Annotated in this window: 17 protein-coding genes and 1 tRNA gene; 6 read left to right on the top strand and 12 right to left on the bottom strand. The window is 62.4% G+C overall.

Annotation, left to right across the window (positions count from 1 at the left end):
- Nucleotides 1-206: 206 nt before the first annotated feature.
- Nucleotides 207-283 (bottom strand) — tRNA-Arg (locus tag KUV45_RS01310).
- 243 nt (nucleotides 284-526) lie between these two features.
- Here KUV45_RS01310 and KUV45_RS01315 point away from each other — a divergent pair.
- On the top strand, nucleotides 527-1,387 hold the full coding sequence (locus tag KUV45_RS01315; protein WP_224851932.1) for a cytochrome c5 family protein: 861 nt from the start codon (nucleotides 527-529) through the stop codon (nucleotides 1,385-1,387).
- A 163-nt stretch (nucleotides 1,388-1,550) separates the two neighbouring features.
- Here the strand turns inward: KUV45_RS01315 and rep are convergent, their stop codons facing one another.
- From rep to pyrE, 3 genes are all read right to left on the bottom strand, one after another.
- Complete coding sequence (gene rep, locus KUV45_RS01320; RefSeq protein ID WP_206941947.1) at nucleotides 1,551-3,617, bottom strand: DNA helicase Rep; 2,067 nt, start codon at nucleotides 3,615-3,617, stop codon at nucleotides 1,551-1,553.
- Nucleotides 3,614-4,150, bottom strand: coding sequence for a tRNA (uridine(34)/cytosine(34)/5-carboxymethylaminomethyluridine(34)-2'-O)-methyltransferase TrmL (gene trmL, locus KUV45_RS01325; protein ID WP_222162318.1), 537 nt, complete (start codon nucleotides 4,148-4,150; stop codon nucleotides 3,614-3,616). The genes rep and trmL overlap by 4 nt, the downstream gene beginning before the upstream one ends.
- Before the next feature lie 95 nt (nucleotides 4,151-4,245).
- A complete protein-coding gene (gene pyrE / locus KUV45_RS01330; RefSeq protein ID WP_206941950.1) occupies nucleotides 4,246-4,944 on the bottom strand; it encodes an orotate phosphoribosyltransferase in 699 nt (232 codons plus the stop codon).
- A gap of 109 nt (nucleotides 4,945-5,053) precedes the next feature.
- On the opposite strand from pyrE, the gene KUV45_RS01335 reads away from it, so the two are divergent.
- Nucleotides 5,054-5,821 carry an exodeoxyribonuclease III gene (locus tag KUV45_RS01335; RefSeq protein ID WP_206941952.1) on the top strand — a complete coding sequence of 256 codons (768 nt, stop codon included), beginning with the start codon at nucleotides 5,054-5,056 and terminating at the stop codon, nucleotides 5,819-5,821.
- Nucleotides 5,822-5,939: 118 nt separating this feature from the next.
- Here the strand turns inward: KUV45_RS01335 and rph are convergent, their stop codons facing one another.
- Nucleotides 5,940-6,677 (bottom strand): ribonuclease PH, encoded by a 738-nt coding sequence (gene rph / locus KUV45_RS01340; RefSeq protein WP_206941954.1) that lies wholly within the window; start codon nucleotides 6,675-6,677, stop codon nucleotides 5,940-5,942.
- Between the two features lie 240 nt (nucleotides 6,678-6,917).
- Here rph and KUV45_RS01345 point away from each other — a divergent pair, with 240 nt between their 5' ends.
- A complete protein-coding gene (locus tag KUV45_RS01345; protein ID WP_222162317.1) occupies nucleotides 6,918-7,781 on the top strand; it encodes a YicC/YloC family endoribonuclease in 864 nt (287 codons plus the stop codon).
- A 315-nt stretch (nucleotides 7,782-8,096) separates the two neighbouring features.
- Here KUV45_RS01345 and KUV45_RS01350 read toward each other — a convergent pair whose 3' ends face one another.
- Nucleotides 8,097-9,398, bottom strand: a complete 1,302-nt coding sequence (locus KUV45_RS01350; protein ID WP_224851931.1) for an aminotransferase class V-fold PLP-dependent enzyme — start codon at nucleotides 9,396-9,398, stop codon at nucleotides 8,097-8,099.
- 262 nt (nucleotides 9,399-9,660) lie between these two features.
- On the opposite strand from KUV45_RS01350, the gene KUV45_RS01355 reads away from it, so the two are divergent.
- The gene (locus tag KUV45_RS01355; RefSeq protein ID WP_222162315.1) at nucleotides 9,661-10,611 is read left to right on the top strand and encodes a D-2-hydroxyacid dehydrogenase family protein; all 951 of its coding nucleotides are present in this window, start codon (nucleotides 9,661-9,663) and stop codon (nucleotides 10,609-10,611) included.
- Nucleotides 10,612-10,854: 243 nt separating this feature from the next.
- On the top strand, nucleotides 10,855-11,571 hold the full coding sequence (locus tag KUV45_RS01360) for a GntR family transcriptional regulator (RefSeq protein WP_222162314.1): 717 nt from the start codon (nucleotides 10,855-10,857) through the stop codon (nucleotides 11,569-11,571).
- A gap of 94 nt (nucleotides 11,572-11,665) precedes the next feature.
- Here the strand turns inward: KUV45_RS01360 and KUV45_RS01365 are convergent, their stop codons facing one another.
- From KUV45_RS01365 to KUV45_RS01385, 5 genes are all read right to left on the bottom strand, one after another.
- Nucleotides 11,666-12,907, bottom strand: a complete 1,242-nt coding sequence (locus tag KUV45_RS01365) for a cysteine desulfurase-like protein (protein ID WP_222162313.1) — start codon at nucleotides 12,905-12,907, stop codon at nucleotides 11,666-11,668.
- Between the two features lie 78 nt (nucleotides 12,908-12,985).
- A complete protein-coding gene (locus KUV45_RS01370; protein ID WP_222162312.1) occupies nucleotides 12,986-13,789 on the bottom strand; it encodes an amino acid ABC transporter ATP-binding protein in 804 nt (267 codons plus the stop codon).
- A gap of 11 nt (nucleotides 13,790-13,800) precedes the next feature.
- Nucleotides 13,801-14,472, bottom strand: coding sequence for an amino acid ABC transporter permease (locus KUV45_RS01375; RefSeq protein WP_222162311.1), 672 nt, complete (start codon nucleotides 14,470-14,472; stop codon nucleotides 13,801-13,803).
- A 62-nt stretch (nucleotides 14,473-14,534) separates the two neighbouring features.
- On the bottom strand, nucleotides 14,535-15,341 hold the full coding sequence (locus KUV45_RS01380; protein WP_206941983.1) for a transporter substrate-binding domain-containing protein: 807 nt from the start codon (nucleotides 15,339-15,341) through the stop codon (nucleotides 14,535-14,537).
- Between the two features lie 163 nt (nucleotides 15,342-15,504).
- The gene (locus KUV45_RS01385; protein WP_222162310.1) at nucleotides 15,505-16,407 is read right to left on the bottom strand and encodes an allantoinase PuuE; all 903 of its coding nucleotides are present in this window, start codon (nucleotides 16,405-16,407) and stop codon (nucleotides 15,505-15,507) included.
- Nucleotides 16,408-16,698: 291 nt separating this feature from the next.
- On the opposite strand from KUV45_RS01385, the gene KUV45_RS01390 reads away from it, so the two are divergent.
- On the top strand, nucleotides 16,699-18,330 hold the full coding sequence (locus KUV45_RS01390; protein WP_222162309.1) for a 5-guanidino-2-oxopentanoate decarboxylase: 1,632 nt from the start codon (nucleotides 16,699-16,701) through the stop codon (nucleotides 18,328-18,330).
- 17 nt (nucleotides 18,331-18,347) lie between these two features.
- On the opposite strand, the gene KUV45_RS01395 is transcribed toward KUV45_RS01390, so the two are convergent.
- A complete protein-coding gene (locus KUV45_RS01395; RefSeq protein ID WP_222162308.1) occupies nucleotides 18,348-19,256 on the bottom strand; it encodes a LysR substrate-binding domain-containing protein in 909 nt (302 codons plus the stop codon).
- Nucleotides 19,257-19,264: the final 8 nt, after the last annotated feature.

A 19,264-nucleotide genomic window follows, 5' to 3' on the forward strand; every position in this document is an offset into this window, starting at 1 on the left:
GGATCATCGAAAGCGCTGACTCTCGGTCGGGTCAAACATCGAGCAAAACGTGCTCTTTCGATCAGAAAACCCGCTGTTTCAAACAGATGGGACGCGTATGAAAGCCTTGCTCTGCACAGCTCAGAAGGACCGCCAGCAAGCCTGAAACGCCCCTTCTCCCGAAACGAAAAAAGGCTTACGAACGTGTCGTAAGCCTTTGAATTCTATGGCGCGCCCTAAAGGATTCGAACCTTTGACCTTTGCCTCCGGAGGGCAACGCTCTATCCAGCTGAGCTAAGGGCGCGCGATGCCGTGGACAGCTGCCACACGGCGAGCCATATCCTACATCGGGCGCCACTCAGTGTCCACCCGATGGCGCACGCTACGGGCTATTGCGCGCCTTTGCGCCAGGGTGGGGCATTTTCCCGCTTTCGGCGTTGTCGCTATACTGCCGGCACAGCGTGACGCCCGGCGAGGGGGTATCAAGAGCTCGGCGCCACCGATACAAAAACTGTGATTCAGTAGACCGTCACTAGAGGTGGTGAGAGTGAAATCCAGCAAGCTGATCTTGGGGTGCCTGATCACCCTGGGCCTGGCCACAAGCCAGGCAATGGCGCAGGACGACGCCGCACGGGACGCCATGGCCGAGCGCCTGGCACCGGTGGGATCGCTCTGCCTCGAGGGCCAGGACTGCGGCAGCGCGGCCATGGCGGCAGCAGGGGGCGACGGCGGCGGTGCATCGGGTGGCGCCGACGGCGAAGCCGTCTATGGCAGCATCTGCATGGCCTGCCATGATACCGGCGTCGCCGGCGCGCCCAAGCGCGGCGACGAAGCCGCCTGGGCCGAGCGCACCACCAAAGGCTTCGACACGCTGTTGGATCATGCGCTGAATGGCTTCAATGCCATGCCTGCCCGCGGCGGCAACCCCAACCTGTCCGACGAGGAAGTCCATGCAGCGGTGGCCTACCTGGTGGAACCGGTGATGGACGTGCCGTCAGCCGACGCAGCTGCCACCGAAGATGCCTCGACAGACGCTGCCGCGTTAGAAGAGACAGCGGCTGAGGACACGGCTGCCGCTGACACCGCCGCCAGCGATCCTGCAGCGGAAGACCAGGCAGCAAACGACGAAGCGGCAGCTGACGGCGCTGCAGTGGAGATGGATCCCGCTGTTGCCGCCATTGACGGCGCTGCGGTCTACGGTGGTATCTGCATGGCCTGCCATGAGGCGGGTATCGCTGGCGCCCCGGTGCGCGGTGATGCTGCCGCCTGGGAGCCGCGTCTGGCCCAAGGCTTCGAGACCCTGTACGACCACGCCATCAACGGCTTCAATGCCATGCCGCCCAAGGGGGGCAATCCGAGCCTGTCCGACGATGAGATCAAGGCCGCGGTTCACTACATGGTCCAGTAAGGGCCGACTCATCACTGGCCAGCTCATGACTGGCTATCTCATCACGAGATGCGGCGGGGCGCCCAAGGGCGCCCCGCCGTCGTTGGCGCTACCCTTCACCCCCACCATTTCACCGCAACCCTTTATCCACACCACCTACCGCGAAAAAGGGGTGTGGATAACGTTAATCCAGTAGCGAGCGAAGCCCCGCAATCGCGCTCTTGCCGCGCTCCTGCTTGCGATCCGGGTCCTCCCGGTCGGCGCGCCCTTCCCACTCCAGGTCATCCGGCGGCAGTTCATCCAGGAAGCGACTGGGCACACAGTCCATCAGCTCACCGTAGGCCTTGCGCTGGCGGGCCAGGGTCATGGTCAGGGTACGTCGGGCGCGGGTAATGCCCACATACGCGAGGCGGCGCTCTTCTTCCACCGTGCCGGCTTCGATGGAGTTTCGGTGGGGCAGCAGCTCCTCCTCCAGTCCCATCAGATAGACGTGAGGAAACTCGAGGCCTTTTGACGCGTGCATGGTCAACAGCTGCACCCTGTCCGAGTCATCCTCTTCGGCCTGCTGTTCGAGGATGTCACGCAGCACCAGGCGCGAAATGGCTGACTCCACGTCGTCCGTCTCGGTATCGGTGCTGGCGGTGTTTTCCTCAGGGTCCGACTGCATCGACTTTTCCAACTGGTCGATCAGGATCCACACGTTGGCCATGCGCCGCTCGGCAATGGTGGGAGCACTGGCGTTCTGATAGAGCCAGGCCTCGTAGTCCATCTCGCGCATCATCTCGCGAATGGCCGCGATGGCGTCGCCCTGGTCCATCCGTCGACGTACGCCGTCGATGAAGTGGGTAAAGCGTGTCAGGCGCTCCACCGCGCGGGCCGGCAACTGTTCGGCAAGCCCCAGCTCATGGCAGGCGGCAAACAGCGATACGCCCCGCTCGGTGGCGTAGTTGGCGAGCTTCTCAAGTGTCGTCGGGCCGATCTCGCGGCGCGGCACGTTGACGATTCGCAGGAACGCATTGTCGTCTGCTGGATTGATCAGCAGCCGCAGGTAGGCCATGGCGTCCTTGATCTCGCCCCGGGAGAAAAACGAGGTGCCGCCGGACAGCTTGTACGGAATCTGGTAGTGCTGCAGCTTCAACTCCAGCAGGCGCGCCTGGAAGTTGCCCCGGTAGAGCACCGCGAAGTCGCGCCACTCGGCGCGCTCCTTGATCCGACGGGTCAGGATCTCGCTGGCCACACGCTCGGTCTCGGCTTCCTCGTGGCGGGTGACCACCACCCGGATCGGATCGCCCTGGCCCATGTCCGACCACAGGGTCTTGTCGTAGACGTGGGGGTTGTTGGCGATCAACGTGTTGGCGGCGCGCAGGATGATGCCGGTGGAGCGATAGTTCTGCTCCAGCTTGATGACGTTAAGCCGCGGAAAATCCTCCCCCAGGGTGACCAGGTTTTCCGGCCTGGCGCCGCGCCAGGCGTAGATGGACTGGTCGTCATCGCCAACCACGGTAAAGGTCTGGCGCTCGGACATCAGCATGCGCACCAGCATGTACTGGCTGACGTTGGTGTCCTGATATTCATCTACCAGCATGTAGTGAATCTTGCGCCGCCAGCGCGCCAGCGCCTCAGGATCGTCACGCAGCAGCACCACCGGTAGCAGGATAAGGTCATCGAAGTCCACCGCGTTGTACGCCTTGAGGTGACGCACATAGGCCTCATAGACCCGCGCCGCATACTGTTCGTCTTCCGTGGCGGCATGGGACAGCGCCTGCCCCGGCAGCACCAGGTCATTCTTCCAGTTGGAGATCACTGCCTGGACCTGATTGATCTGGTCGGCGTCGACCTGGGCATCCTTGTTCATCAGGTCGCGCAGCAGCGCCTTGGCATCTTCCGGGTCGAACAGCGAAAAGCCCGGCTTGTAGCCCAGCGCCTTGAGCTCACCGCGAATGATATTGAGGCCAAGGGTATGAAAGGTGGAGACGGTAAGGCCGTGGCCCTCGCGACCCTGCAGCATCGAGCTGACCCGCTCCTTCATTTCCCGGGCTGCCTTGTTGGTAAAGGTCACCGCGGCAATACGGCGGGCGCTCATGCCGCATTCCTGGATCAGGTAAGCGATCTTGGTGGTGATCACGCTGGTTTTACCGGAACCGGCGCCGGCCAAGACCAGACAAGGCCCATCGATGTAGTGAACGGCCTCACGCTGACGCGGGTTGAGGCCCCGAATACGTTCACGGATGGTCTTCACGGGAGCGTTCATGCGTCTTCCTGGGCGCCGCCATGGGCACCTGCATTGACCGCCTGCGGCGCTTCGGATACCGGGTCCAGCTGCAGCGCACCGGCAAAGTCGAGCTGTCGCCAAGCTTCAAACACCAGCACCGCACAGGCATTGGACAGGTTCAGACTACGACTATCCTCGAGCATCGGGATGCGCAGGCGCTGAGACGCGGGCAGCGCATCGAGCATGGCCTGTGGCAGGCCACGGGTCTCGGGGCCGAATACCAGGGCGTCACCAGCGCGATAGTCGGGCTCGTGGTAGCCGCGACGTCCACGGGTGGAGACGGCAAAGATGCGCTCTGGCGCCACCTCACCGACGAAGGCATCCCAGTCGGCGTGCACCCTGACCCTGGCCCATTCATGGTAGTCCAGGCCCGCGCGCTTGAGCCGCTTATCGTCTAGGGTGAAACCTAGCGGCTCAATAAGGTGCAGACGAAATCCGGTATTGGCGCACAGCCGAATCAGATTGCCGGTATTCGGCGGAATTTCGGGTTGATACAGCACCACGTCGAGCATGAGACATCACCAGGATGGCGGAGGACGATGTGAGGCAGGGAGATCACCGAGGCCCTCGGTGGACACAGGCCTCGGCGCAGGGATGCGAACAAGCGTCAGGCGCTGACCCCATAGCGTTCGCGATAGGCGCGAATGGCGTCGGCGTGAACCTGGAGGGTATCGCCCCCGGTTTCTTCGAGGTAAGCCAATACCTGGTCGAGCCCCACGATGCTGACCACCGGGATGCCAAACTCGGCCTTGACCTGCTGGATAGCGCTCTTGTCGGTGTCGTCGCTGGCGCGCTCCTGACGATCCAGCGCGACCACCACGCCCGCCGCCTGAGCACCGGCGCCGTCGATCAGGCCCATTACCTCGCGAATCGCGGTACCCGCGGTGATCACATCATCGATGATCATGATGCGGCCAGACAGCGCGGCCCCCACGATGTTACCGCCCTCACCATGATCCTTGGCCTCCTTGCGATTGAACGCAAATGGCATGTCGCGGTCATGATGATCGGCCAATGCCACTGCCGTGGTGGCAGCCAGGGAGATGCCTTTGTAAGCGGGGCCAAACAGAACGTCGGCGTCGATACCGCTGTGCTCGATGGCCTTGGCATAGAAGCGGCCGAGACTGGCCAGAGCACGCCCGGTCTTGAACAGGCCGGCATTGAAGAAGTACGGGCTCACCCGCCCGGACTTCAGGGTGAACTCGCCAAAGCTGAGTACGCCCTCGCCGATGGCGAATTCGATGAATTCCCGCTGGTAGGGGTGAAGGCGCGCCGCGCCTGGCTGTTGTGGTGCCTTGTCAGCCACGAGGCCTCCTGTCCAATTGCCTGGCCTTATCACGTTTTTCTCGAACGGCCATTTACCCAAACGTCGAAACGTCGGGTATCATACACGCGCGACGCAAAAGGGACCACGTATGAAAATCGCCACTATCAATGTGAACGGCATCCGCGAGGCCGTCGGTCGAGGCTTTCTCGACTGGCTTGCCAACCAGGACGCCGACGTTGTCTGCGTCCAGAACATCAAGGCCAAAAGCTTCGAGCTGGACGACAGCATTCTTTACCCTGAGGGCTACGAGGGCTACTTCCTCGACGCCGAGCAGGACGGTTTTGCAGGGGTCGGCCTTTACTGCCGCAAAATCCCCAAGGCCATCATGTACGGCCTGGGCTTTCCCCAGTGCGACCACGAAGGTCGCTTCTTGCAGGCCGACTACGATCGCTTCTCGATCGCCAGTTTCCTGATGCCTGATGGCAGCGACCCCGCCGCCAAGCAGGCATTCATGGCGCAGTACCAGGAGTATCTGTCCAAGATGGCTCGCAAACGTCGCGAGTACATCATCTGCGGCACCTGGCACATCGCCCACAAGACCATCGATCTGGCCAACTGGTCCGACAACCAGACGACGCCAGGCTTCAAGGCCGAAGAGCGCGCCTGGATGGACCAGGTGTTCGGCCCCACCGGCTTCATCGATACCTTCCGCGAGATCAACCGCGATGGTGATGAATACACCTGGTGGCCGGCGCTGGATCAGGATCAGCCGCGCTCCCGCCAGGAGGGCTGGCGCCTGGACTACCAGATCGTCGGGCCGAACTTCCGCCGGCATATCACCGATGCCTGGATCGACTACGATGCGACCTTCTCTGAATTCGCCCCGTTGATCGTCGAGTACGACCTGCAGCTGTAAGCCTCCCTACGTCGCCGTCAGGCCCTGGTCCGGGGCCTGGCACGAAAACGCCGGCCCCCTGTGAAGATGGGGGGCCGGCGTCATCGTTTGGGTGGCGCTACCACTGGATGGTCGGCACTCAGCTACGGTTGCCCAGTGCCTCGCGCTGATGCTCGAACAGCTCATGACCGGCTTTCTCGGCCAGGTCGAGCATGGCGTTGAGCTGAGCGCGGGAGAAGGTGCCTGACTCGGCCGTGCCCTGTACTTCGATCAGCTCACCCGCTTCGCTCAGTACCACGTTCATGTCGGTATCGGCACTGGAGTCTTCCGGGTAATCGAGATCCACCACCGGCTGACCGCGGTAGAGCCCCACCGACACCGAGCTGACCAGCTGCTCGAAGGGATCGGTCTTGATCAGCTTTTCACGCTGCAGGTAGCGCACCGCGTCGATCAGTGCCACACAGCCACCGGTGATGGAAGCGGTGCGGGTGCCGCCATCGGCCTGGATCACGTCGCAGTCCACGGTAATGGTGAACTCGCCAAGCTTCTTGAGATTGACCGAGGCGCGCAACGAGCGTCCGATCAGGCGCTGGATTTCCAGGGTGCGACCGCCCTGCTTGCCGCGTGACGCCTCGCGTCCGCTGCGTGAGTGGGTGGCCCGGGGCAGCATGCCGTATTCGGCCGTCACCCAGCCCTGCTTCTTGCCTCGCAGCCAACGGGGCACACCGGCCTCGACGCTGGCGTTGCACAGCACCTTGGTATCGCCGAATTCCACCAATACCGAGCCCTCGGCATGGCGGGTATAGTCACGGGTCAGGCGAATCTCGCGGGTCTGATCAAAAGCGCGTCCGCTGGGACGACGAATGTCGGAGGACATGGCACCTCTCTTGGTCGACATCACGCCTGGGCCAGGTAGACAACGCGACCTGACCGGGGCGACGACACCGATCATGGAATGAAAACAGGGCCGACCATTCTACACGCCTTGGCCGACGAATCGGGTACACTGCCGAGAACCACCAGACAACCGCCATCAGCCAAAGGCATGAGCCGCGCCCTGTCCTGGTGTCCGTCCCCGTTGCCACCACTGCCACAGCCGCCCAATCAGGAGATCACCATGGTTCACAGCATGACCGCCTTCTCGCGCCAGGACCTGGAAGCCGACTGGGGTAGCCTGCAGCTCGAGTTGCGCAGCGTGAACCAGCGCTACCTGGAACCGCACTTTCGCCTGCCGGAAGCCCTGCGAGACCTCGAACCCGGCTTTCGCGACGCCCTGCGCAAGCGCCTGGCCCGGGGCAAGATCGAATGCACGCTGCGCTTCGAGGCAAGCGAGTCCGGGGCAAGCCTGAGCGTCAACCGCGAACGCCTGGGAGCACTGTCATCCGCGCTGGGCGAAGTGCGTGCCGTCATTCCTGAAGTGCATATGCCTGATGCACTGGCCATGCTCGGCCATCCGGGGGTGCTGGAAAGCAGCGGCCTGGATATCGAGGCGGTCAAGTCCGCCGCCCAGCAGATGTTCCAGCAGGCGCTGAATGACTTGGTGGAAGGTCGCGCCCGTGAAGGCGAGCAGCTCAAGACCCTGATCGAGGATCGGCTGAGTGCGATCCACGACCTGGTGGCGGAAGTCCGGGAAAAAATGCCCGACATACTCGAACGTCAGCGCACCCAGCTGGAAGACAAGCTCGCCAGCCTGCAGGTCGAGCTGGACCCCCAGCGACTGGAAGCCGAAGTGGTGCTGATGGCACAGAAGGCCGACGTCGCCGAAGAGCTCGACCGGCTCGACACCCACGTCACCGAAGTAGGCCGCCAGCTCCGCCAGAAAGGCCCCATCGGCCGCCGCCTGGACTTCCTGATGCAGGAACTGAACCGCGAAGCCAACACCCTGTCATCCAAGTCCGTGGTCGCCGACACCACCCGCTGCGCGGTGGAACTGAAGGTGCTGATCGAACAGATGCGCGAGCAGATTCAGAATATTGAGTGATGGGCTCAGGCGCCTGAGAAAGGCGCTTCCAAAGTAGGCACACCGTTCCCCCAGATCTCGCGATGCTGTTGCCGAAACCCTGCAACGCGGACGGCGTCTGAGCCAGCACACTGTGCTCTGACAGGATGGCGGACCCGTGCTGGGCGTCGTCGTGGAACGAGACAACCTCAGTAAAGGCACATCCCTTCCAGCCGACTACGACGCTCCCTTCCACGCCAGCTCATGCCACAATTGAGCGATATCGCTTGGGTCCTCGCCGATCAGAAAAAGGGACAACTCCTGGGCGTGGGAAAAGTGAGCCTTGCCGACCCAATGTCACCGGCCCATTACCACCTCTGCCAGCGCGCTCAGGCAAGCATCGACCTCCTCAGGCGTGTTGTAGTGGGCCAGCGAGACTCGGGTAACTGAGGGCAGGCCCAAGGGACGAAGGATATTGCCCGAATAGGCGTCGTCCTTGCGGGCGTGGACGCGGATACCGCGCTCGCCAAGCTCGGCGACGATGTCCAGGGCGTCACGCCCTTCCACGCAGAACGACACCGCCCCTTCACGCCAGGGGCTATCGACCTCGCCGATCAAGGTCACGCCAGGCAGCTCCTTGAGCCCGGTGATGGCGCCGGAGCCATGGATCAGCCGCTGCATCAGCGCCGCCTCCTGGTCATGCATGGCCTGGCCGGCCGCCAGCAAGCGCTCTCGACGACCCTTCGCCGTGGTGAACTTCCCGCCCAGCCACTCGAGATACGCCACCATCTCGCTGGCACCCGCCCAGGCAGCAGGGTCACGGCTACCCAGTTCCCAGGCGTCGTCTGGCTTGCCCGCTAGACGATCATGGTCCACGACGCTCAGGCGTGGCGAGACCCAGGCGTAGCCATCGTTGAAGGGACAGAACACCTTGTACAGCGACACCGCGTAGGCGTCGACGCCATAGGCCGATACCGACAGGGCTCCGTGCGGTGCATGCTGGATACCATCGACGATGATGTAGCAGTCCGGCGCGATAGACCGGATCGCTGCGGCAATGGCAGCGACGTCCTGGGTCATGCCGGTGACCGGACTGGTGTGAAGAATCGTCGCGACGCGGGTGTCAGGCTGAACAACGCGGGCATACTCCTCGGCCGTCACTCTGCCTGTATGCGGGTCAAAGGGCACCGTCAGGCGCTGTCTGTCGGTGCGCTTGGCCCACAGAGCGGTGGCGTCAAAGGTCGCGGGGTGTTCCAGTTCGCAGGCGACCATACTGCCACCTGGTGGTGCAGCAGTGGCGGCCGCGCGAATCACCCGAAACAGGCACTCGGTGCCGGTCTCACCGCCGAACACGACGCCATCCTCGACGCCCAGCAGGCAGCCCATGGCCTGGCGCCCGTCGTCGATCATGGCCGAGATAGCTCGAGACGCCTCATTGTCGCGATGGTCGTTATCCGGCAAGGCGGCCACTTCCGCCATGCGCGCGACCACCGCCTTGAGGGTCAACGAGCCACCGGCATTCTCGAAAAAGACCCGGGGGCCGGTGTAGGGACAGTGATCCACGTGATGAAAGCGAGCGCGAACCTGCTCCAGCAGCGCGTCGTCGAAGCCACTGACGGCGGTTGTGTGGATGGTGCGGGAATCCTGAGTATGGGTCATGGGCTGGTCCTGAATGCAGAGCGCCATCTTCGAAGGTCAACAATCTTCGAGGGTCAACCATCATCGAGGGTCAACACCCGCTGGAGCGAACAGGCGAGAGGCCCGCTCCACCAAGGCTTCCCAAGATCCCACTGGCCCTAGTGGATAGCAATGCCCATTGCCGCCTAGCCGCCAGCAATGCAGCCCCCAGTAGGGCGCGACTCATCTCCTGTGGCATGCTTGTCACTCCCTCGTCTCGCTGCGCCTCACCCCGGAGCCCGCCATGAACATCGTGATTCCCGATGACTACCAGGATGTCGTTCGCCATCTGTCGGCCTTTGATCGTCTGTCCGGCCACCAGGTCACGCTGTTCAACGACACGTTGACGTCGCTGGATGCCCAGGTTGAACGCTTTCACAGCGCCGAGGCACTGGTGTTGATCCGCGAGCGAACCCGGATCACCCGTGCACTGCTCGAACGCCTGCCGAAGCTCCGGGTCATCAGCCAGACCGGAGGTGGCGTGGCCCATATCGATCTCGAGGCCTGTCGCGAGCATGGTGTAACGGTGCTGGCAGGCCGAGGCTCGCCCACCGCCGCGGCGGAACTGACCTGGGCGCTGGTGCTGGCCGCCATGCGGCATATTCCCGAGGAAGTCGCCAACCTCAAGGCGGGTCGCTGGCAGCGTACGCTGGGCACCGCCCTGGAAGGCAGAACCCTCGGTATCCTGGGCTACGGCAAGATCGGTGCCCGTGTCGCTCGCTACGGCCAAGCCTTCGACATGAAAGTGCTGGCATGGGGGCGCGAAGGCTCCCGTGAGCGTGCCCGCCAGGCCGGCATCGAGGTCGTCGCCAGCCAACGCGAGCTGTTCGAGCGCAGCGACGTGCTTAGCCTGCACCTGCGCCTGAACGAGGCGACCCGCGGCATCGTCGGTGACGATGACCTGGCGGCGATGAAATCCAGTGCGCTGCTGGTCAATACCAGTCGCGCTGAGCTGATCGCCTCTGGCGCCCTGGAGGCGGCGCTGCGCGCCGGACGCCCCGGCATGGCGGCGGTGGATGTGTTCGAGCAGGAACCGGTGGTCGAAGACCCTCTTCTGCACCTGCCAAATGTGCTGGCAACGCCCCACCTTGGCTACGTGGAAAAAGATGGCTATGAGCTGTACTTTGGCGATGCCTTCAGCAACCTTATCGCCTTTATTGAGGGGCAGAAAATCGACGATCTCGCCGCCCAATAGCCAATCGTTATTTGCCTCGCTATTGAAGACTCTAGGCTGTCACACAACAGGTGATGACAGGGAGACATTCTTTGGTAGAAGCGGTATGACGTGGCGGCCATGGTCATGGTAGTCTCTGGAAAGAAATAGACCAGCGTCATATGCTGGTTTGTCTTTTTCTTATTCCACTTTTCACCTTGCCTGGACAGGCTTTCCCGCATCTGGGAGCCAGCACCAAGGAGAAAGGGATGGCGAGACGCAGCCATGTCGACAGACGCACCTTCATCCCCACATGAAAAGCCCGAAGCGCTGGCTGAAGAGCTTGTCTATGACCGCATCGTTGATGCGCTGATCGACAAGCGCCTTCGTCCCGGCGAGCGACTCAATGAGGCGAAGCTTGCCACGGCGTTCAACACGCCAAGAAGCCGCGTTCGGCGTGCGCTGAACCGACTGACGGCGGAGCGGCTGGTACGCTTCGAGATGCATCGGGGCGCCTTTGTCTCACTGCCGTCCGTCAAGGAAGCCTACGATATCTTCGAGACGAGGCTGCACATCGAAGCGGCGGTGGCACGCATCGCCTGCGAGCGCATCGATGCCAGCGGCATTGCCACCCTGCGTCAGCATCTGGCCCTGGAGCATCAGGTGTTCGAGGAACGCAAGCCCAGCGTCAACCGCATCTCCGGCGACTTTCACCTGCTGTTGGCGGAGCTGACCGGCAATGAAGAGCTGATCGCCATCGTGTGCCCCATCATCCGTCGCTTCTGTATTATCCAGTCACTCTACGAACGCCCCAGCGGGGTGCTATGCCTGACCCATGAGCACCAGTCCCTGGTCGATATGATCGAGGCCGGCGACGCCGAGGGCGCCGCCCAGTCGATGATGGAACACTGCCGGCATATCTTTTACAGCCTGGAACTGTCCGAGCAGCGACGCGCCGAGGCCAACATCTACGATATCGCCACCGACACCCGCCATCACTGACCAGGCCTGACTAGCCTTGTCAGCGATGGTGGGCGTTTTCGTCGGCGATAGGCCCCTGTCACCAGGCCTCGCTTCTGTCTATTGCGATCGTCTACTACAGCACCGCGTCCAGGGCCTGAATCAACCGGTCCACCTCGTCTTCGGTGTTGTAGTGCACCATCGAGACCCGCACGACACCCTGGATCTCCATCAGTCCGAGATCCTCGGCCAGCTGACGTGCATAGAAGTCTCCGTAGCGAATACCGACCTTCGCATCATCGATGCGCCTGACGATATCGTCAGATTGGCTTCCTTCCACAATAAAACTGATCGTCGCGACACGTTTATCGATGTCAGCATCCGCTCTTCCGATGATACGGACGCGCTCTTTCTGATTGAGATAGTCGATCAGTTTCTTGCCGATTTTTGCCTCATGTGTCGCGATCCTGTCGAAGGCATCTTCCAGCCTATTGCGCAAGGATACGCCGTCGTCTTTAGGCGAAAGCGAGGTCAGATATTCGAGGATTCCCGTAGCGCTGTAGGTCAGCTCATAGTTGGGATTTCCCGGCTCCACTTTTCCCGGTATCTGGTCCTTGGTAAAGAAATGGTGATAGATGCTGTCCAGCTCCAGCAGGCACTCTTTCTTGACGTAAAGCACGGCGTGATGCGGCCCAAATACCTTGTAGAGACTGAAGCCGTAGTAGTCGACATCCCAGTCCTGGACATCGATGGCACGGTGGGGCGCGAAGGCCACGCCATCGACGCAGATGCGAGCACCGGCGTCGTGAGCCATGGCGGCGATCTTTTTGATCGGATTGATGGTGCCGAGCAGGTTGGAGACATGGGTCACGCAGACCAGCTTGGTTCGCTCGTTGAGCAGTTCGGCCAGGCTGTCGAGCTCCAGTTCCAGGGTCTCGGGATGGCAGTTCCAGAAGCGCAGCTTGACGCCTCGCGCTTGCAAACGTCGCCAGGGACCGATGTGACTTTCATGGTCGGTATTGGTCACGATGATTTCATCGCCCGGGGCGAACTGGCTCGCCATGGCGTCCGCCAGCAGCCGGAACTGAATGGTGGAGCTCGGCCCGAACACCAGCTCTTCCACATGCTGCGCATTGACCAGCGTCGCCACCGCCCGGCGACCAGCGTCGACCTTGGCCTTGGAGTGCTGGCTGGGGGCGTAGCTGGCCCCTAGCTGAACATTGTCGCCCAGCAGATAGTCGCTGATGCGATCCACCACGACACGCGGCACCTGAGCACCACCGGCGTTATCCATGAACACCCAGTCACTGGCAAGGGAGGGGAACTGGGCTCTGATGCTTTCCAGATCAAGCGGGGGGGCGGAATATTCGAAAGCCATGGGGAATCCTTGAAGCTGGGTCGAGAGAAACTGGGTTAAGAGAAGCTGGGTTAAGAGAAACAGGGTCGAGGCCACGCCTCAGTGCGCCAGCACCGATTGGAAAAAGGCGCGGGTTCGATCTTCCTGCGGCGCAGAGAATATCTGTTCGGGAGCGCCTTCCTCGACGATCTGTCCGGCCTCCATAAAGATCACCCGGTCCGCCACATGGCGGGCGAAGCCCATCTCGTGGGTCACCAGCAGCATGGTCACACCGGTACCAGCCAGGGTCTTGATGACGTCTAGCACCTCGCCGACCATCTCGGGGTCCAGCGCCGACGTCGGCTCATCGAACAGCAGCACCCGCGGCTCATTGGCCAGCGCCCGGGCAATGCCGACCCGCTGCTGCTGGCCGCCGGACAGGGCGCTCGGGTACTTGTACATCTGCTCGGCGATGCCAACCTTCTCCAGCAATTCCTTGGCTCTGGCCTGGGCAGCCCCTGGGCTCATGCCACGTACCCGGATCGGCCCCAGGGTGACGTTCTCCAGCACCGTCATGTTGGGAAACAGGTTGAAGCTCTGGAACACCATGCCCACGCCCTTGCGCACCTCGATCAGCTCGGGGCCGGGCTGGACCCGGGTGCCATCGACATAGATATCGCCGGCGCTGTAGGCCTCCAGATGATTGATGCAGCGAATCAGGGTCGACTTGCCGGAGCCCGACGGGCCGAGAATCGCCACGACCTCGCCTTCAGCTACCTCCAGGTCGATATTCTTCAACGCATGGAAATCACCGTAGTGCTTGTTCACGCCCTTGAGCGAGATGAGGGTTCTGCGGGCGGCGGCGGCTTGGCGGTCAAACGCAGCGGAAGGGGCCTGCGACACCGGCTGGGTCGGTTCAATCATGACAATCTCCTTCAGGCTCGGCCTTGGGCGAAGCGTTTTTCGAGCAAGCCGACCAGCCTCACCAGCGGCAACAGCACCACCAGATACAGCAGCGCCGCGCCAATCAGCGGGGTCGGATTGGCGGCCAGGGCCTGGGCCTGGGTCGCCTGCTTGAGCAGGTCGGGCATCGCCACCACCGAGGCCAGGGCGGTGTCCTTCATCACGTTGATGCAGTTGCTGGTCAGCGGCGGAATGATCAGGCGGATCGCCTGGGGCAGGACCACGTCGCACATCACCCGATACTGACTCAGGCCGATCGACTGGGCGGCCTCGAACTGGCCCCGAGGCACCGCCTCGATGCCGGCGCGATAGATCTCCGCGGCGTAGGCGCTGGAGATCATGGTCAGGGCGGTACAGGCTGCAGCAAACGGTGACAGGGTGATGCCGACGAACGGCAGTGCGTAGTAGACGATGACCAGCCACACCAGCACCGGCAGCGAGCGAAACACATCGATGTAGGCAATGGTCAGAAAGCGCAGTGGCTTGGGGCCGTAGAGGCGCAACAGCGCCAGCCCCAGCCCGCCGATCAGCCCCAGCAGGATGCTCAAGAAGCCCAGCGCGATTGTCATGCCGAGCCCTTGGACGAGCATCGGGAAGGTGCGTACCAGCACCTCCCAGTTAAAGAATGTCTGGACCAGGTCCATTCAACCAGCCTCCACGGCCGAGGGTGGGTGGGCCGTGGCGCGCGGGCGCCACGGCCCCGACATCACTTGGCGCTTGGCATATCACGCACGTCGACGGTGCTGGTGCCGGCATCCGGCGCGGCGCCGAACCAGGTCTCGTGCAGTTCGGCGATAAAGCCTTCCTGCTTGAGCTCGGTGATCACCTCACTGGCCTTGGCGGCAAGCTCGGCATCCTTGGCAAACATCATCGAGTACTGCTCACCGCTGGGAATGCGGCTGACCACTTCCAGGTTGGGCTTGTCGCGCACGTAGTACTGCACCGCCGGAATGTCGGAAATGTAGGCGTCGAGGCGGCCGCTAGACAGGTCAAGCATAGCCGGCTGCAGGCCCTCGTAGCGGCGGATCTCCTTGATGCCGTATTGCTCCTGATTCTCGCTGGTCCAGATGTCGCCGGTGGAACCGGTGTCTACGCCAACCACCTTGCCGTCCAGGTCCTCGAGCCCAGTGATGCCCTTGCTGGTGTGAGTCGCCAGAGACTGGTCACTGTCGTAGTAGGGCTGGGCAAAGGACACCGACTCGAGACGCTCATCGGTGATGGTGATGGAGGACACCGCCACGTCGATACGCCCGGACTGTACCGCCGAGAACAGGCCGTTGAAGGGAATGTTGCTGATCTCGACCTCGTCGTAGCCCAGGCGGCTGCCGACCTCGTTGACCAGGTCGATCTCGAAGCCGACGTAGTCACCGCTATCGTCCTGGAATTCCCAGGGCAGGTTGCCGATGTTGGCGCCGACCTTGAGGGTCTCGGCCATGGCGCTGCCAGCGGCAAGGCTCAGGCCCAGGGCGGCGGCCAGGGTCACTACGCGTGGCGTCTTGGAAAAAAGGGTCATGGGACGTTCCTCTGCTTGTTGTCATTGTTGCGGAAGTGGCTATTTCTTGTGCGCCCCCAAGCGGCGGAAGCGCGGTTGTCTCTGTGCCGGTCCTGGGACCGGGTGCCGAGACCAGGCACTGTCGTAGCGATGCTGCTGTTCAGGCCAGCGATTGGATCAAGCGTCACGCGCCTGATTCACGCTCCAGCCAGGCTCTGGCGATCTCTTCCCGGGTCGCGAACCAGACCCCCTCGTGAGCCTGGGCGTAGGCGATAAAATCCTTGAGCGCGCGGATCTTTCCGGGCCGCCCGACCATCCGCGGATGCAGCCCCACGGACATCATTCGCGGCCCCCTCGCTGACTCTTCGAACAGCACGTCGAAGCCTTCCTTGAGGTTGTCGAGAAATTCGCGACCGGAGGTCAGTCCTGGCGAGAGCCAGAAGCGGAAGTCGTTCATGTCCGTGGTATAGGGCACCACCAACTGACGCTTGCCCTCCACCTCGGTGAAGTACGGCACGTCGTCGTTGTAGGCGTCGGCGTCATACAGGAAACCGCCTTCTTCCAACAGCAGGCGCCGAGTATGCACGCTGGGTCCGTAGCGGCAGTACCAGCCAACCGGACGCTTGCCGGTGGTGGCGGTGATGGAGTCGATGGCCAGTCGAATATGCTCACGCTCTTCGTCTTCGCTCAAGCGAAAGACCTCTTCCCAGCGATAGCCGTGGCTGCAGAATTCATGGCCATCGGCACTCGCCACCCGAGCGACGCGGGGGTTTTGCTCAAGGGCCACGGCACAGGCAAAGAAGGTCGAGCGCACTCCTGCCTCGCGCAGGATATCGAGAATTCGCCAGATGCCGACTCGGGAGCCGTACTCGTACATCGATTCCATGGCCAGGTTACGGGTGCCGGCGGGGGTCACGTAGCTGCCCCACTCGGTCATCGATTCCTGGTCATCATCGCCCATGGCGAAGGAGCGCTCGGAGCCCTCCTCGTAGTTGACGACGACGTTGATCGCCAGACGGGCGCCGTTGGGCCAACGCCCGCCGGGGGGAGTATCGGCATAGCCGATGAGGTCGCGCTGCGGCAACATCCTGTCTCTCCTGAGGCCTCGCCATGCTGCACCGAGGCCGTGATTGTTAGTGTTGTTATGTGACCAATATAGGCCGGATCAGGATTGCACGCAATTTTGCGTGCGATAGGGTCAATAAAGCATATTGCTGAAAAATGAACAATGCATTTTCCCGGTCACTGAACGATATCTCTACTGTGCTTCGCCATTCAGCGCGCCCCTTTCTTTTCAAAACACGGGTTTTTTTGTAGCGCAAACCTGTCACCAGGCGCTAATCTCCGGTGCCCGACTCCAACAAGAAGGAAAGGCGACATGTTGACCTGTGGCGAAGCATTGGTTCAGCTACTTGAGGCTTATGGTGTTGATACCGTCTTCGGCATTCCCGGCGTCCACACGGTAGAACTTTACCGAGGACTGCCTGCCACCCTGATCACTCATGTGACACCACGTCACGAGCAGGGTGCTGGCTTTATGGCCGATGGCTATGCACGTGTAACAGGAAAACCAGGCACCTGTTTCATCATTTCTGGTCCAGGAATGACGAATATACTGACCGCCATGGGCCAGGCTTACGCGGATTCCGTGCCCATGCTGGTGATTTCAAGCGTCAACCGACGCGAGCAGCTTAGCCTTGGCGAGGGCCGTCTGCACGAGCTGCCTTCCCAGCGCAACATGGTCGCTGGGGTCAGTGCTTTCAGCCATACCCTGCAGCAGCCCGACGAGCTGCCACGGGTACTGGCCAGAGCCTTTGCAGTGTTCCGCGGGGCTCGCCCAAGACCCGTGCATATCGAAATTCCGATTGATGTCATCACCGCCCCCGCCGAGCATCTGGTGCTGGAGGCTGCCGCACTGCCAGCCCCTCCCGCACCGGATGCGGCGTTGGTGGACGCCGCCGCCGAGCTGCTGGCAGCGGCCCAGCAGCCGGTCGTCCTGCTTGGGGGCGGCGCTGCCGACCATGCAGAGGCTGCCCGTGCGCTGGTCGAGGCGCTGGATGCCCCCACCACCTGCACCGTCAATGCCAAGGGTCTACTGCCGAAGGGACATCCACTGGCGCTGGGCTCGACCCAGTCCCTGGACCCTGTGCGCAAGCTGGTACGAGAGGCGGACGTGATACTGGCCATCGGCACAGAGCTTGGCGAGACCGACTATGACGCCGTCTTCGACGGTAACTTCAGGATCGACGGTCGTTTGATTCGCGTCGACATCGATGCCGAGCAGCTGCAACGTAACCACCTTGCGCACCTTGCCATCGTCAGCGACGCCGGGCGTTTCATGCAGGCGCTGCTCGAGCGTCTTTCTATCCAATCGGCCACCCCATCAGCCACCCCAGCGGCCGCCGCAACGCCGACACCAGGACAGCAGCGGGTGGCGGACATCCAGCGTCAGCTCGCCCCCGAGTGGCCGCCTGCCTGGCGCACCCAGCAACGCGTGCTCGAGCTGGTCCAGCGCACGCTGCCAGGCGCTATCGTCGTGGGGGATTCGACCCAGCCGGTCTACTCGGGCAACTTCCTCTACGAGGCCGAGTCGCCGCGCAGCTGGTTCAATTCATCAACCGGCTACGGCACCTTGGGCTACGGCCTTCCCGCCGCCATCGGCGCCAAGCTGGCCGCTCCCCACCGCCCCGTCGTATCGCTGATCGGTGATGGGGGCATCCAGTTCACCCTGCCGGAGCTGGCCTCAGCGGTGGAAACCAAGACGCCCATCGTCATCCTGCTGTGGAACAACCAGGGCTACGGCGAGATCAAGCGCTATATGCAGGAGCGGGAAATTCCCACAATAGGGGTGGATATCTATACGCCTGACCTGGTGGCCATCGCGCGGGGCTACGGCTGCGAGGCCCATACCGCGACCGGCCTCGACCACCTTGAGCGTCTGCTGCAACAGGCCAAAGAGGCCGACGGCCCGTGGTTGATCGAGGTGCGTGAAGAGGGCGACTTTGCCTGATCATCCGCTCTTGCAGGCTAACCATCAGCCTGCTGGATGGAAGACAGCAGCCAGTGGCTAAAGGCCTCGATGCGATGATCGGGATGCCGTCCGCGTGGCGTCACCACGTAGTAGTTGCCGATCATCAGGGGTGTCGTGGACGCCGCCACCAGCCGCCCATCGGCCAGCTCCTGGTCCACAAAGTAGTCAGGTAGCACGGTGGCTCCCACCCCGTGCAACGCGGCATCCAGCACAAAGCGAAAGTGCTCGAAGCGCTGCCCCGGCAGCGCTTCGATCTGCTCCCCACTGAGCCCAGCCGCCTCCAGCCAGAGAAAGGTCGACGATAGCCGTGCCGAGCTGACGCAGGTGTGGTGAATCAGCGGGTAGCGGAGCAACTCTTCGGTGTGATCGATCACGCCATAGCGGTCGCGCAGCGTGGGCGTGCATACCGCCACCAGCGAGCACGGCATCAGCAGTCGGCACTCCAGATCGGGCCACTGCCCATCCCCATAGAGAATCGCCACGTCGAAGCCATCTCGGCGCTCATAGAGCCGCCTCAAGTCATTCATGATTTCGATCTGAATGTCCGGATGGCGCTGCTGAAACGCCGGCAACCGTGGCAACAGCCAGCGCATGGCGAAGGAGGGCTCTGCTCCCACATGGCACTGCCCCGACCAGCGCGCCAGCAGCTTTGCTGTAGCGGCTTCGATCTGCTCCATGGAAGGTGAAATTTCACGCAAGTAATCGGCACCTTCACTGGTCAGCTCTAGCCGTTGACGCACCCGCCGAAACAGCTCGCAACCGAGCATCTCTTCGAGATTTCGGATCTGACGACTGACCGCGCTTTGGGTCAGGTTCATCTCTTCCGCCGCCCGGGTCATGCTGAGATGACGTGCGGTTGCCTCGAAGCAGGCGAGAGACACCATGGTGGGCAGTTGACGGGCCACGAAAGTTC

This window comes from Halomonas sp. DP3Y7-2 (genome assembly GCF_019800795.1).
GTDB lineage: Bacteria > Pseudomonadota > Gammaproteobacteria > Pseudomonadales > Halomonadaceae > Halomonas > Halomonas litopenaei_A.